The sequence below is a fragment of the Ciceribacter sp. RN22 genome (assembly GCF_024054295.1).
Classification (GTDB): Bacteria; Pseudomonadota; Alphaproteobacteria; order Rhizobiales; family Rhizobiaceae; genus Allorhizobium; species Allorhizobium lividum.
In genome coordinates this window covers 1,276,584-1,289,292 of record NZ_JAMXLD010000001.1, presented here as the reverse complement: position 1 = coordinate 1,289,292, position 12,709 = coordinate 1,276,584, and the positions used below count along the sequence as shown (strand labels likewise).

Genomic DNA, 12,709 nt, shown 5'->3' with positions numbered 1-12,709 from the left:
AGCGTGTAAATCATGACAAACCCCGCCCCGACAACCGGCCCTCTCGTCGTCGCTCTCGTCTACGACGGCCTGTGCACATTCGAATTCGGCATCGTGACCGAGATCTTCGGTCTCAGCCGCCCGGAGATGGGACCGGGCTGGTACCGCTTCGCCACCTGTGCGGTCGATGAGGGGCCGATGCGAGCCCATGGCGGCCTGACCGTGACCGCGGACGGCGGCATCGATCGCCTCGACGAAGCCGACATCATCGTCGTGCCCGGCTGGCGCGGTGTCGACATGCCGGTGCCGGATGGGTTGCTTCGGCGGCTGCGGGCGGCGCATGCGCGCGGCGCACGGCTGGTTTCACTCTGTTCCGGCGCCTTCGTACTTGCGGCGACCGGTCTTCTCGACAAGGGGGTCGCCACGACACACTGGCGTTATGCGGATGCCCTGCGCCGCAAGCACCCCGGCCTCGTCGTCGACGAAGCTTCCCTTTACAGGTCGCATGACGGGATATTTACGGCGGCCGGCAGTGCCGCCGGCATCGACCTCCTGATCGAGATGATCCGGCACGACTTCGGTCCGGCTGCCGCCAACTCGGTCGCCCGACGGCTGGTGATGCCTGCCCATCGTTCCGGCGGGCAGGCACAGTTCCTCGAACGGCCGGTCGCACTCCGCGAAGGCGCCGAGATCGCACCGGTGCTCGACGCCATCCGCGGCGACCTCGCCCGCGAGTGGACCATCGCCGAAATGGCCCGCCTCTGCCGCATGAGCGATCGCACCTTCCAGCGCCGCTTTTGCGACGCCACCGGCATGGCGCCCGGCGAATGGCTGGTGACCGAACGGGTGACGCTGGCGAAGCAGTTGCTCCGCCGCGGCACGGCCCGGATGGAGGAGATTGCCATCGCCGCCGGCTTCGGATCCGCTCACTCGCTCCGGCACCATTTTCGCCGGAAGCTCGGGATCAGCCCCACGGAGTTCCGTGCCCGGTTCATCGCCGAGAACCTGGAGCCTACCGCGGCGTGACGATCTCAGAGCCCAATTGCCCGCAACACCACCACGGCGCCGACGCCGAGCGTGGTTGCGGCAAGCAGCGGCAGGCGCAGCGCCGCTAGCGCCGTGACGGCCGCGGCGATCGTCTCCGCCGGTCCGGTGGCGAGCGCCGTGGGTGCGACGACCGCCATCAGCACCGCCGGCGGGATCGCCTCCATCGCCCGCTTCTGCCGGCGGTCCAGCGTCAGGAAGCCGAAGAGGACGAGCCCGCCGATGCGGGTTGCGGCGGTTGCGAGCGCCATCGCGAGGATCGCGAGAAAGGTCTGCGGATCGAGCGTCATGCCGTGACCTCCTGGCCGTCGGGCATGAGGACGGCCGTGGCGACACCGGCGAGCGCGCCGGCGAGGATATACCAGACGCCCGGCACGGCCGCATGCACCAGCACGGCAGACAGCCCGCTTGCAAGGAGTACCATTCCGGTGCGCGCACCCTTCCAGAAATTCATGACCAGCACGATGAAGACGGCGCAGAAGACGAAATCGAGTCCGGTGACGGCCGGGTCGCCGAGAAAGGCGCCGGCGAGCGACCCGGCAAGGCCGGACGCCACCCAGGCGAAGTAGAAGGGAATGACGGCGCCGACATACCAGAGCGAGGTGAGCCTCGCACTCGCCGCGTGGGTTTCGGCAACCGCCCAGCCTTCGTCGGTCAGGAAGAGCACCGAGAGATACTTCCGCCAGCCGGGAAAGTGCCCGAGCTTCGGCGCGAGCGACGCGCTCATCAGCACGTGGCGGATGTTGACCAGGAAGGCGGAGACGCCGAGTGCCGCCCAGTTCGCCGGATGCGTCCAGATGTCCATGGCGACGAATTGCGAGCCGCCGGCGAAGACCAGCGCACTCATCAGCGTCGCTTCGAGCGGCGAAAGGCCGTTGCCCGCCGCGGCCGCCCCGAAGACGAGGCCGATCGGGATCACGGCGGCGATCAGCGGCGCCATGCGGCGCATGGCAGAGAAGACTTCGGCGGCGCGGCCGCCACGATGGTCCGGCATGTCAGGCATCCTGTTGTCGATGATACGTCTCTCATAGGCAGGCAGGGCAGACGGGTCTTGAAGGAAAGTGATCAACCCTTGCGGAACTGGCCGGGCGTGACGCCGGTGCGCGCCTTGAAATGCCGGCTGAAATGCGCCTGATCGGCGAAGCCGCAGTCGAGCGCGACATCGGCGATCGGGCGACCGAGCCGCAACAGGACGCGCGCCTGCCGCACGCGGATGTCGGTGAGGAAGGCGTGCGGGGTGATGTGGAATTCCTTGCGGAAAGCACGGATCAGATGCGCGCGCGACAGGCCCGCCGTCGCCGCGAGTTCGTCGAGGCCGACGTCTTTCGCGAAATTCTCCGAGAGATGGTCGCGCACCCGCCAGACTGCGCTGCGTTCCCGGGTGTCGATGGGTGAGATGCGCCGGCTGCCGTGGCGGACGAAGATCGCCGCGAGCACCGAGAACATGCTCTCCTCGGCCTCGAGCGCCCCGACATTGTCTTCCAGCGCGCAGTGCGCTCGGTGGAAGGCCTGCGCCAGCTCCGGGTCGAGCGGCGTGCCGCGGGCGAAAGCGGGCGTCCCGTGGCAGGCCCTGCCGGTGACGTCTTCCAGGACATCGCGGTAGAGCGCCTCACCCGGGTAGATCATGCGGTAGCGATAGCCTTCAGCGCCGGGCGCGCCGTCATGCACGACCTCCGGGTTGATGAGATAGAGATGGCCGGGGCCGGTCTCCTCACGGCTGCCGCGGATGCGGGAGATCTGGCTGCCGCTCTCGATCGCTCCAATCGAGAAGGTGTCGTGGGCGTGCGGCGCGTATTCGTGGGTGCGGAAGGTGGCGCTCAGGCATTCCATGCCGGCGAAGCGGCCGTCGCGCCAGAAATTGGTGCGTTCGGCCGTCGTCAGCGGCATGCCGCTCGCCGCCTCTGTCTGCGAAACGTTGTGCATCGCAAAATATTACCGCACTCGACCATTCCAGTCTTGAACAAAAGTGATAGGGTCGGGCCGTCACCGGGTCGCCTCTCCGACCCTTCCGCTCCTCCCCATACGATGCATAGTGCCAGATGACCGCTCTCACCGAAATCCCGGAGCTTCCCGAAGACTTCCTCAATGCGCCGCTGCGGCTCACCGTCGATCTCGGCGCGCTCGCCGACAACTGGCGCGACATGGCGCGGCGCTCCGGCAGCGCGCGCACCGCGGCGGTGGTGAAGGCGGACGCCTACGGCATGGGGATCGAGGACGCCGGCACCACGCTTTACGAGGCGGGCGCGCGCGACTTCTTCGTCGCCGTTCCTTCCGAAGGGGCGACGCTGCGGGCCTATGCGCCGGACGCGCGCATCTTCGTGCTCTCCGGCCTCTGGCCCGGTGCAGAACAGACCTTCTTCGAGAACGACCTCGTGCCGGTGATCGCCTCTGAGGAGCAGCTCGCGCTGTGGATGGCGGCCGTCTCCGAACGAGGCGACCACCCCTGCGCGCTGCATGTCGATACCGGCTTCAACCGGCTCGGCCTCAGCATGAAAGAAGCCTTCGAACTGGCCGGCGACGTATCGCGCCCGGCGAGCTTCTCGCCGGTCCTCGTGCTCAGCCATCTCGCCTGCGCGGACGATCCGTCGTCGCCGATGAACCGCCGGCAACTGGAATCTTTCCGCGAGGTTAGCGCCGCTTTCGAAGGGATCGAATCAAGTCTCTCAGCTTCTGCTGGAATTTTCCTCGGGTCCGATTACCACTTCGACCTGACCCGTCCGGGCATCGCGCTCTACGGCGGCGAGGCCGTCAACGGCGTCGAGAACCCGATGCGCCCGGTCGCCAAGGCCGAGGCCCGCATTCTTCAGGTCCGCGAGGCCGCGGCGGGCGAAACGGTGAGCTATGGCGGCACCCTGACACTTCAGCGCGACAGCCGGCTCGCGATCGCCGCGGCCGGCTATGCCGACGGCTATCTGCGCAGCCTCTCCGGCAGCGGCGTTCCGCTCCGCGAGACCGGTATCGCGGGCGCCTGCGGCTTCATCGCCGGCAAGCGCGTTCCGGTCGCCGGCCGCGTCACCATGGATCTCACGATCTTCGACGTCACCGACCTGCCGGACGGCGCCGTCAGGGCCGGCGACTATGTCGAGCTTTTCGGCCCGAACATGCCGCTCGACGAGGTCGCCCGCGCCGGCGGCACGATCGGCTACGAAATGCTCGTCGGCCTCGGCCTTCGCTACGAGCGGCACTATCTCGAAGACGAGAATTGACCTCTGGCAGCCAAGGGTTTGTTCTGCTATTGTTCTCAAGAGCAAACCCTGCACCATCTGCTGAACGGAGCCAACCGTGCCAAACATCCAGTTGAATAAGCGCGACGAGAAGTTCGTCGAGAAGCAGATCAGCTCGGGCCTCTATGGGAGCGCCGACGAGGTGGTGACTGCAGGTCTCCGGCTCTTGCGCGAACGGGACGAAGCGGACCTTCGCATGCTCATCCAGGAAGGGATCGACGACGTGGAAGCCGGCCGCGTCTACACTTATGGAAGTGCCGAGGAGTTCCTGGCGGATTTGCAGCGCGCCGAGAACGATGCCCAAAAGCCGTGAGGTTGTCTGGTCGAGAAAGGCACGGCAGGATCTCCGGTCGATCTATCGCCATATTGCAAGGTTCAGCCCTGTCGCGGCCAATCGGTTTGCGCTCGACCTCTACAACAAGATCGAAAACCTGGCACGGCTCGGCCTCACCGGCACGAGCATGAAAGATATGGGCGACGACATTCGTGTCTTCACCTATCGAGACCGGCGCTTTTTTGTCCGTGTCACGGATGAAACCGTCACGGTCCTCCGCGTGATGCACGGGCGCCAGGACACCACCACCGAAAATCTCCCCGAAAGCGATACCTGATCCATGGCCAAAGCCCGAACCCAATTCGTCTGCCAGAACTGCGGCACCGTCCATACGAGATGGGCGGGCAAATGCGACGGCTGCGGCGAGTGGAACACCATCGTCGAGGAAGACCCGATGGGCGGCATCGGCGCCGGCCCCGGCAAGGTGCCGAAGAAGGGCCGGCCGGTGACGCTCACCTCGCTCTCCGGCGAGATCGAGGAGGCGCCGCGCATCCCGACCGGCATGGCCGAGCTCGACCGGGCAACCGGCGGCGGCTTCGTGCGCGGCTCGGCGGTGCTGATCGGCGGCGATCCGGGCATCGGCAAGTCGACGCTTCTGATGCAGGCGGCGGCGGCGCTGTCGCGCAAGGGCCGGCGCGTCATCTACGTTTCGGGTGAAGAGGCGGTCGCGCAGGTCCGGCTGCGGGCGCAGCGCCTGCAGGCGGCCGAAACCGACGTGCTGCTCGCCGCCGAGACCAATGTCGAGGACATCCTGGCGACCCTCGCCGAGGGCAAGCGGCCTGACCTCGTCATCATCGATTCCATCCAGACGCTCTGGAGCGACACCGCCGATTCGGCGCCCGGAACCGTCACCCAGGTCCGCACGGGCGTGCAGGCGATGATTCGTTTCGCCAAGCAGACCGGCGCCACCATGGTGCTCGTCGGCCATGTCACCAAGGACGGACAGATTGCCGGCCCGCGTGTCGTCGAGCACATGGTCGACGCGGTCCTCTACTTCGAGGGCGACCGCGGCCACCACTACCGCATCCTGCGCACCGTCAAGAACCGCTTCGGTCCGACCGACGAGATCGGCGTCTTCGAAATGTCGGATCGGGGCTTGCGTGAAGTCGCCAATCCGTCCGAGCTCTTCCTCGGAGAACGCAACGAAAAAGCCCCGGGAGCGGCCGTCTTCGCCGGCATGGAGGGCACGCGGCCGGTGCTCGTCGAGGTGCAGGCGCTGGTCGCCCAGACCTCGCTCGGCACGCCGCGACGGGCCGTCGTCGGCTGGGATTCCTCCCGCCTGTCGATGATCCTCGCCGTCCTCGAGGCCCATTGCGGCGTGCGGCTCGGCAGCCACGACGTCTACCTCAACGTCGCCGGCGGATACCGCATCTCGGAACCCGCCGCGGACATGGCTGTGGCCTCTGCCCTGGTTTCCTCGCTGGCCGGACTTGCCCTTCCCGCCGATTGCGTCTATTTCGGCGAGGTCAGCCTGTCCGGCGCCGTCCGGCCGGTTGCGCACACGGCCCAACGGCTGAAGGAAGCGGAAAAGCTCGGCTTTGCACGTGCGGTGCTGCCTTCGGCCTCGCCCGATCTGCCAAAAGGCACGGCGGGGCGGTGGAGCGAGATCGAAAGCCTTCCAGACCTGGTCGCGCGCATCGCCGGGTCCAGGGTGAAGGCCGGAGAGGACACGGACGGCAACTGATCCTTTTTCGGCCGCAATGCGGTGTATGGGATCACCGAACGCGATGACGATCACGCAGGCCGGGGCCGGCCGTCTTGGAGTTGATTTAGATGCCCATCACTATTTTTGACGGTATTGTCATCGGCGTTGTCCTGTTTTCCGCCGTTCTCGCCATGGTTCGCGGTTTCTCCCGCGAGGTGCTCTCGATCGCAAGCTGGGTCGGCGCCGTCGCCGCCGCCTACTATCTGCATCCGCTGGTGCTTCCCTACATCAAGAACTACACGAGCGATGAGCGCATCGCGCTCGCCGGTGCCGCCGGCATCGTCTTCCTGATCGCGCTGATCGTCATCTCCTTCATCACGACGCGCATCGCCGACTTCATCATCGACAGCCGCATCGGCGCGCTGGACCGGACGCTCGGCTTCCTCTTCGGTGCGGCCCGCGGCATCCTGCTGCTGGTGGTCGCGGTCGCCTTCTGGAACTGGCTGATCGACGTCAAGCATCGCCCCGACTGGGTGAACAACGCCAAATCGAAACCCTTCCTCGACGCGCTGGTCCTGAAGCTCGAAGCGGTGCTGCCGGAAGACATCGAGCCGCAGCTGCGCGCCCGCATCCTCGGCAAGGAACAGGCCGACGGCGAGGCGCCGGCAGAGCAGGCTCCCACCGATCAGGCGCCGGCCGGACAGGCGGCACCGTCGCAGACTCTCGCCCCGCCGGCAGAAACGACGCAGCCGACCGGAAACTGACGGGCAGCGGCGGCTGCCGCTTCCTATATAGAACATGAAAGCCATCGGGCGCCGCCGGAGCGGGATCATCCGGCGAAAGCGCCCCGAGAACCGTGTATAGTGTACCTGTCCCGCACCGAGCAAAGGCCTGCTTCCATGAACCAGTCTGATTTCACCTCCTTCGAAGACGGTCTCGACGGCGACACCCTGCATGAGGAATGCGGGGTGTTCGGCATTTTGGGACATCCCGACGCGTCGACGCTGACGGCGCTCGGCCTGCACGCGCTCCAGCACCGCGGCCAGGAAGCGGCCGGCATCGTCTCCTTCGACGGCCAGCAGTTCCACACCGAAAAGCACATGGGCCTCGTCGGCGACCACTACACCGATCCGGCGACGCTGGCGAAGCTGCCCGGTACGGTCGCGATCGGCCACACCCGCTATTCGACGACCGGCGAAGTGGCGCTCCGCAACGTGCAGCCGCTGTTCGCCGAGCTGGAAGAAGGCGGCATCGCGATCGCCCACAACGGCAATTTCACCAACGGGCTGACGCTTCGCCGGCAGATCATCGCGACAGGCGCCATCTGCCAGTCGACCTCTGACACCGAAGTCGTGCTGCATCTGATCGCCCGTTCGCGCCATGCGTCGACCTCCGACCGCTTCATCGACGCGATCCGCCAGATGGAAGGCGGCTATTCTATGCTGGCGATGACCCGCACCAAGCTCATCGCCGCCCGCGACCCGATCGGCATCCGGCCGCTCGTCATGGGCGAGCTCGACGGCAAGCCGATCTTCTGTTCGGAAACCTGCGCACTCGACATCATCGGCGCAAAATTCATCCGCGACGTCGAGAACGGCGAAGTCATCATCTGCGAAATCCAGCCGGACGGCTCGATCAGCATCGATGCCCGCAAGCCGAACAAGCCCCAGCCGGAGCGGCTCTGCCTGTTCGAATACGTCTATTTCGCCCGGCCGGATTCGGTCGTCGGCGGTCGCAACGTCTATACGACCCGCAAGAACATGGGCATGAACCTCGCCAAGGAAGCGCCGGTCGAAGGCGACGTCGTGGTGCCGGTTCCGGACGGCGGCACGCCGGCCGCCCTCGGCTATGCGCAGCAGAGCGGCATCCCGTTCGAATACGGCATCATCCGCAACCATTATGTCGGCCGTACCTTCATCGAGCCGACGCAGCAGATCCGCGCCTTCGGGGTGAAGCTCAAGCACTCCGCCAACCGCGCGATGATCGAGGGAAAGCGCGTCGTGCTGGTCGACGATTCGATCGTGCGCGGCACCACCTCGCTCAAGATCGTGCAGATGATCCGTGACGCCGGAGCCAAGGAAGTGCACATCCGCGTCGCCTCGCCGATGATCTTCCATCCCGATTTCTACGGCATCGACACGCCGGACGCCGACAAGCTGCTCGCCAACCAGTATGCCGACGTCGACGCGATGGCGAAGTATATCGGCGCCGATTCGCTCGCCTTCCTGTCGATCGACGGGCTCTACAAGGCGGTCGGTGGAGCGCCGCGTGATCCGGAACGCCCGCAGTTCACCGACCATTACTTCACCGGCGACTATCCGACCCGCCTGCTCGACCGGGAAGGCGAAAAGGTCGGCCGCAAGGTTTCCATGCTGGCCAGCAACGGGTGATGACGCAGCCACCCTCCCCTCGAGGGGGAGGGTCGGACCGAAGGTCCGGGGTGGGGTGACATCTTCTGCTGTTGCCGCTCACCCTCTCCCGCAGCTTCGCTGCGACCTCCCCCCTCAAGGGGGAGGTAAGGTGCGGGCCGCACCGCCTGAATTCCTATCGTCGGTGTGGCATTGCACCGCTTCTCCGGGAGAATTCTTATATGACAATCGACCTGAAGGACCGCATCGCGCTCGTGACCGGCGCATCGCGCGGCATCGGCTATTACACCGCGCTCGAACTCGCCAAGGCCGGCGCGCATGTCATTGCCTGCGCACGCACCGTCGGCGGGCTCGAGGAACTCGATGACGCGATCAAAGCCGTCGGCGGTTCGGCGACGCTGGTGCCCTTCGACCTCGCCGACATGCAGGCGATCGACACGCTCGGCGCCTCGATCTTCGAGCGCTGGGGCAAGCTCGATATTCTCGTCGCCAATGCCGGCATCCTCGGCGTCATCTCGCCGATCGGCCATGTCGAGGCGAAGGTCTTCGAAAAGGTGATGACGACCAACGTCACGGCCACCTGGCGGCTGATCCGCTCGGTCGAGCCGCTGCTCGTCAAGTCCGACCAGGGCCGTGCCGTCATCATGTCATCGGCGGCCGCGCACAAGTGCCGGCCCTTCTGGGGCCCCTACTCCGCCTCCAAGGCCGCCGTCGAGGCGCTCGCCCGCACCTGGGCCGGTGAAACGCAGCGCCTGCCGTTGCGCGTCGTCTCGGTCGATCCCGGCGCCACCCGCACCGCCATGCGCGCCCAGGCCATGCCCGGCGAAGACCCCTCGACGCTGCCGCATCCGTCCGAGGTCGCCGCCCGGATCCTGCCGCTCTGCGGACCGGAACTCACCGAGACCGGCAAGCTCTTCGTCGTGCGCGACGGCAAGCTCAAGGACTATCGCCTGCCGGAGTGAAGCGAGCCGGCACGCAAACAGGGCGGGCTTCCGCCACGCTGAACTCCCTGAATGGCGGTCGTTGATGCGAGAGAGCCTGAGACTGAAGATCATCGAGGTTTGTGACCGGAAGGTCGCGGAAAAAGGTCCGGGCGTCGGCCTGTCCTTCTACGCCTTCTTCGCCAACAAGAACGATGACCCGGAACTTCTAATGGAAGCAGCTGAATGGTGGATACGCACCCATCGGCTCGACCACTTCGAGAAAGCCGTGAAGATCAGGCGGATGGTCGAAACACAAGGGTCTTGACCTGCCCCGCCCTCAGACATCCACTCAGACCAGGGCCACACCCATGCAGCCCCGCGACATCGCAGCCTATTCTTTCCTTTCGCTCGCCTGGGGGCTCTCCTTCCTGCTGCTGCTGAGGGTCGTCGAGGCCTTCGGCTGGATCGGCGCCGTCACCTTCCGCTGCTTCCTCGCCGGTCTGATCCTGCTCGTTGCGGCGAAGGCGACCGGACGCAGGCTCGATTTCTCCTCTGGTCCCCTGCCCTTTATCGTGGTCGGCGCCACGACGGTCGCCGGCCAGCTCATCGGCCTTTCCTATTCCACGCCGCTGATCGGCACCGCCATGGCCGCGATCTTCGTCGCGGCGATCCCGCTCTTTTCGATGATCATCGGCCAGCTCTGGGGGATCGAGCGGATCACGCCGGCGCGCATCGTGGGCCTCGTGCTCGGCACGCTCGGCATCGTGATGCTGGTCGGCTTTCCGGCGGCGCCGATTAACGGCACCTTCGTGCTCGGCTGCGCGGGCATGCTGTTTTCGACCTTCTCGGCGGCCTTCGGCAGCAATTATGCGAGCCGCCACCTGAAGACCACCGGCGCATGGGAGGTGACGATCGGCTCCTTCCTCTCGGGCGGCTTCCTCACCCTGCCGCTCGTCTATCTGGTTCCGGTGCCCGGCACACCAGCCCCGACCGACTACCTCTACCTCGTGGTGCTCGCGGGCGTGATGAGTTCGCTCACCTATGTCGTCTATTTCGGCCTCGTCTCCCGGATCGGTGCGACGCGCGCAATCAGCGTCGAATTCGCCGTGACGGTTGTCGCCGTCCTCGTCGGCGCGGTGGTTCTCGGCGAGCGACTCACCACCATCCAGTTCGCCGGGGCGGCGGTGATCATCGCCGGCTGCGCCATGGTGCTCGGCCTCCTGCCCCTCAGGTTCAAGGCACCGGCCGCGCCCTGATCGTGACGCCGGCGGGAACCCGAGGCATGGGCCCTTGACCAATCACAGCCGGCGCGCCATAACGCTGGCCATGAAAACGACGATCTGCATTTGCGGGATTATTATTCGCTAGCGCAACCGCTGGCCCGGCCGTTTTCGTCTCCTGAACAGTCCCAGATGACAAACGACCCGGCCCAGCCGGCAGTTTGATTCTGGGAGACATTCGATGGCCGCGAGCCTCAAGCTTTACAATACACTGACGCGCGAAAAGGCCGATTTCGAGCCGATCGACCCGACGAACGTGCGCATGTATGTCTGCGGCCCCACCGTCTACGACTTCGCCCATATTGGCAATGCGCGCCCGGTGATCGTCTTCGACGTCCTCTATCGGCTGCTCCGGCATGTCTACGGCGAAGAGCACGTGACCTACGTGCGCAACATCACCGACGTCGACGACAAGATCAACGCCCGGGCGCTGCGTGACTTCGGCGGCCGGATCGCCGACGGCTCGATGAGCCTCAACGAGGCGATCCGTGCGGTCACGGAAAAGACCGAGAGCCAGTTCCACAAGGACGTGGCCGCACTCGGCACGCTGCCGCCCACCGTCGAGCCGCGGGCGACCGACAACATCCCGCAGATGATCGAGATCATCCAGCGGCTGCTCGACGCCGGCCATGCCTATGTGGCGGCCGGCGCGGAGGGCCAGGAAGTGCTGTTCTCCACCGCCTCGATGCCGGATTACGGCAAGCTTTCGAAGCGCAAGCTCGAGGACCAGCAGGCCGGCGCGCGCATCGCCGTCGAGGCGCACAAGCGCAATCCGGCCGACTTCGTGCTCTGGAAGGAATCGGCCGCAACCGAGCCCGGCTGGGCCGCCGCCTTCACCGTCGCGGGCAGCGCCGTCTCGATCTACGGCCGTCCCGGCTGGCATATCGAGTGCTCGGCGATGTCCGACCGCTATCTCTGGCAGGAGGCCCGCGACCGGCTGTCGCCGAAGGGCAAGGCGAAACCGCACCAGTTCGACATCCACGGCGGCGGGCTCGACCTCATCTTCCCCCACCACGAGAACGAGATCGCCCAGTCCTGCTGCGCCTACAACACCCATGTGATGGCGAATGTCTGGATGCACAACGGCTTCCTGCAGGTCGAGGGCCGCAAGATGTCGAAGTCGGAGGGTAACTTCGTCACCATCAACGAGTTGCTGGAAACGGAGAAATTCGGCGGCCGCAAATGGCCGGGCGAAGTGCTCAGGCTCGCCATGCTGATGACGCACTATCGCGAGCCGATCGACTTTTCGGTGAAGCGGCTGGAGGAGGCAGAGAATATATCTAGAGGCTGGATGTCCAAGCTGTCCGGGCACGATTCACGCTGGATGTTCTCCGCACCCGACCATGACGCACTATTGCTCGCTGCAGATGACCTCCAGATTGGGGAGGCGATAAAGCTGCTTAACAACAAATATTCCGGTGACTTATCTTCAGATCGAGTAGGAGCTCTCGCAAGTACACTTGGCCTTATGGGACTTATGCCGTCTCGTGCAATTCAGGAGCACTTTGATACAGCTACGGATCGTAGATCGCCGCCCCTGCTAGCAAAGATTCAACAAGGCATTGACGAGATGGTGAAGCGATTTCGCGATTATCAGGCGAATAATGAGCTTTCCGCCGCCGTCGAGGCCCTTGTCGATATGCGCCTCGAAATGCTGAAGGCGAAAAACTTCGCCGAAGCCGACAAGATCCGCGACGATCTTCTGGCCAAGGGCATCCAGCTCAAGGACGGCAAGGACCCCGTCACCGGCGAGCGGGTCACGACCTGGGAGGTCAAGCGGTAATCATGTCGGCACTGGCGGCGCTCGATACCCCCCTCTGCCCTGCCGGGCATCTCCCCCACAAGGGGGGAGATCGGGATGTTGCGCCGTCGCCAACCATCGCTGACGGTCCTGCCCGGAGCTGTCGGGAA

At 65.6% G+C, this 12,709-nt stretch carries 14 protein-coding genes; 11 read left to right on the top strand and 3 right to left on the bottom strand.

Going from position 1 to position 12,709, the window contains the following annotated elements:
- Positions 1-12 precede the first annotated feature (12 nt).
- Positions 13-1,005 carry a transcriptional regulator FtrA gene (gene ftrA, locus NHF53_RS06410; RefSeq protein WP_252833553.1) on the top strand — a complete coding sequence of 331 codons (993 nt, stop codon included), beginning with the start codon at positions 13-15 and terminating at the stop codon, positions 1,003-1,005.
- A gap of 5 nt (positions 1,006-1,010) precedes the next feature.
- On the opposite strand, the gene NHF53_RS06405 is transcribed toward ftrA, so the two are convergent.
- From NHF53_RS06405 to NHF53_RS06395, 3 genes are all read right to left on the bottom strand, one after another.
- Positions 1,011-1,313 carry an AzlD family protein gene (locus NHF53_RS06405; protein ID WP_252833552.1) on the bottom strand — a complete coding sequence of 101 codons (303 nt, stop codon included), beginning with the start codon at positions 1,311-1,313 and terminating at the stop codon, positions 1,011-1,013.
- On the bottom strand, positions 1,310-2,017 hold the full coding sequence (locus NHF53_RS06400) for an AzlC family ABC transporter permease (protein WP_252833551.1): 708 nt from the start codon (positions 2,015-2,017) through the stop codon (positions 1,310-1,312). The genes NHF53_RS06405 and NHF53_RS06400 overlap by 4 nt, the downstream gene beginning before the upstream one ends.
- A gap of 71 nt (positions 2,018-2,088) precedes the next feature.
- Positions 2,089-2,910, bottom strand: a complete 822-nt coding sequence (locus NHF53_RS06395) for an AraC family transcriptional regulator (RefSeq protein ID WP_252834930.1) — start codon at positions 2,908-2,910, stop codon at positions 2,089-2,091.
- A gap of 152 nt (positions 2,911-3,062) precedes the next feature.
- Between NHF53_RS06395 and alr the strand changes: the two genes are divergently transcribed.
- The 10 genes from alr (at position 3,063) to cysS (ending at position 12,581) form a co-directional block, all read left to right on the top strand.
- Positions 3,063-4,229, top strand: coding sequence for an alanine racemase (gene alr, locus NHF53_RS06390; protein WP_252833550.1), 1,167 nt, complete (start codon positions 3,063-3,065; stop codon positions 4,227-4,229).
- Between the two features lie 76 nt (positions 4,230-4,305).
- Entirely contained in the window at positions 4,306-4,560 is a 255-nt protein-coding gene (locus NHF53_RS06385; protein ID WP_252833549.1) for a type II toxin-antitoxin system ParD family antitoxin, read from the top strand.
- Positions 4,544-4,858 carry a type II toxin-antitoxin system RelE/ParE family toxin gene (locus NHF53_RS06380; protein ID WP_252833548.1) on the top strand — a complete coding sequence of 105 codons (315 nt, stop codon included), beginning with the start codon at positions 4,544-4,546 and terminating at the stop codon, positions 4,856-4,858. Before NHF53_RS06385 ends, NHF53_RS06380 begins: the two co-directional genes overlap by 17 nt.
- Positions 4,859-4,861: 3 nt before the next feature.
- Positions 4,862-6,265: a DNA repair protein RadA gene (radA, locus tag NHF53_RS06375; RefSeq protein WP_252833547.1), complete on the top strand. Its 1,404-nt coding sequence runs from the start codon at positions 4,862-4,864 to the stop codon at positions 6,263-6,265.
- Positions 6,266-6,354: 89 nt separating this feature from the next.
- Positions 6,355-6,990, top strand: a complete 636-nt coding sequence (locus tag NHF53_RS06370; RefSeq protein WP_252833546.1) for a CvpA family protein — start codon at positions 6,355-6,357, stop codon at positions 6,988-6,990.
- A 135-nt stretch (positions 6,991-7,125) separates the two neighbouring features.
- A complete protein-coding gene (purF, locus tag NHF53_RS06365) occupies positions 7,126-8,616 on the top strand; it encodes an amidophosphoribosyltransferase (RefSeq protein WP_252833545.1) in 1,491 nt (496 codons plus the stop codon).
- A 200-nt stretch (positions 8,617-8,816) separates the two neighbouring features.
- Positions 8,817-9,557 (top strand): SDR family NAD(P)-dependent oxidoreductase, encoded by a 741-nt coding sequence (locus tag NHF53_RS06360; RefSeq protein WP_252833544.1) that lies wholly within the window; start codon positions 8,817-8,819, stop codon positions 9,555-9,557.
- Positions 9,558-9,621: 64 nt separating this feature from the next.
- A complete protein-coding gene (locus tag NHF53_RS06355; RefSeq protein ID WP_252833543.1) occupies positions 9,622-9,843 on the top strand; it encodes a DUF6500 family protein in 222 nt (73 codons plus the stop codon).
- Positions 9,844-9,886: 43 nt separating this feature from the next.
- Positions 9,887-10,774, top strand: a complete 888-nt coding sequence (locus NHF53_RS06350; protein WP_252833542.1) for a DMT family transporter — start codon at positions 9,887-9,889, stop codon at positions 10,772-10,774.
- Between the two features lie 205 nt (positions 10,775-10,979).
- A complete protein-coding gene (gene cysS, locus NHF53_RS06345) occupies positions 10,980-12,581 on the top strand; it encodes a cysteine--tRNA ligase (protein WP_252833541.1) in 1,602 nt (533 codons plus the stop codon).
- Positions 12,582-12,709 lie beyond the last annotated feature (128 nt).

Bases quoted from the DNA above. Each gene is read 5' to 3' on its own strand.
- NHF53_RS06380 (WP_252833548.1), top strand. From the start codon at position 4,544: ATGCCCAAAAGCCGTGAGGTTGTCTGGTCGAGAAAGGCACGGCAGGAT.
- ftrA (WP_252833553.1), top strand. From the start codon at position 13: ATGACAAACCCCGCCCCGACAACCGGCCCTCTCGTCGTCGCTCTCGTC.
- NHF53_RS06370 (WP_252833546.1), top strand. From the start codon at position 6,355: ATGCCCATCACTATTTTTGACGGTATTGTCATCGGCGTTGTCCTGTTT.
- NHF53_RS06395 (WP_252834930.1), bottom strand. From the start codon at position 2,910: ATGCCGCTGACGACGGCCGAACGCACCAATTTCTGGCGCGACGGCCGC.
- NHF53_RS06350 (WP_252833542.1), top strand. From the start codon at position 9,887: ATGCAGCCCCGCGACATCGCAGCCTATTCTTTCCTTTCGCTCGCCTGG.
- NHF53_RS06355 (WP_252833543.1), top strand. From the start codon at position 9,622: ATGCGAGAGAGCCTGAGACTGAAGATCATCGAGGTTTGTGACCGGAAG.
- radA (WP_252833547.1), top strand. From the start codon at position 4,862: ATGGCCAAAGCCCGAACCCAATTCGTCTGCCAGAACTGCGGCACCGTC.
- purF (WP_252833545.1), top strand. From the start codon at position 7,126: ATGAACCAGTCTGATTTCACCTCCTTCGAAGACGGTCTCGACGGCGAC.
- NHF53_RS06405 (WP_252833552.1), bottom strand. From the start codon at position 1,313: ATGACGCTCGATCCGCAGACCTTTCTCGCGATCCTCGCGATGGCGCTC.
- cysS (WP_252833541.1), top strand. From the start codon at position 10,980: ATGGCCGCGAGCCTCAAGCTTTACAATACACTGACGCGCGAAAAGGCC.
- NHF53_RS06360 (WP_252833544.1), top strand. From the start codon at position 8,817: ATGACAATCGACCTGAAGGACCGCATCGCGCTCGTGACCGGCGCATCG.
- NHF53_RS06400 (WP_252833551.1), bottom strand. From the start codon at position 2,017: ATGCCGGACCATCGTGGCGGCCGCGCCGCCGAAGTCTTCTCTGCCATG.
- alr (WP_252833550.1), top strand. From the start codon at position 3,063: ATGACCGCTCTCACCGAAATCCCGGAGCTTCCCGAAGACTTCCTCAAT.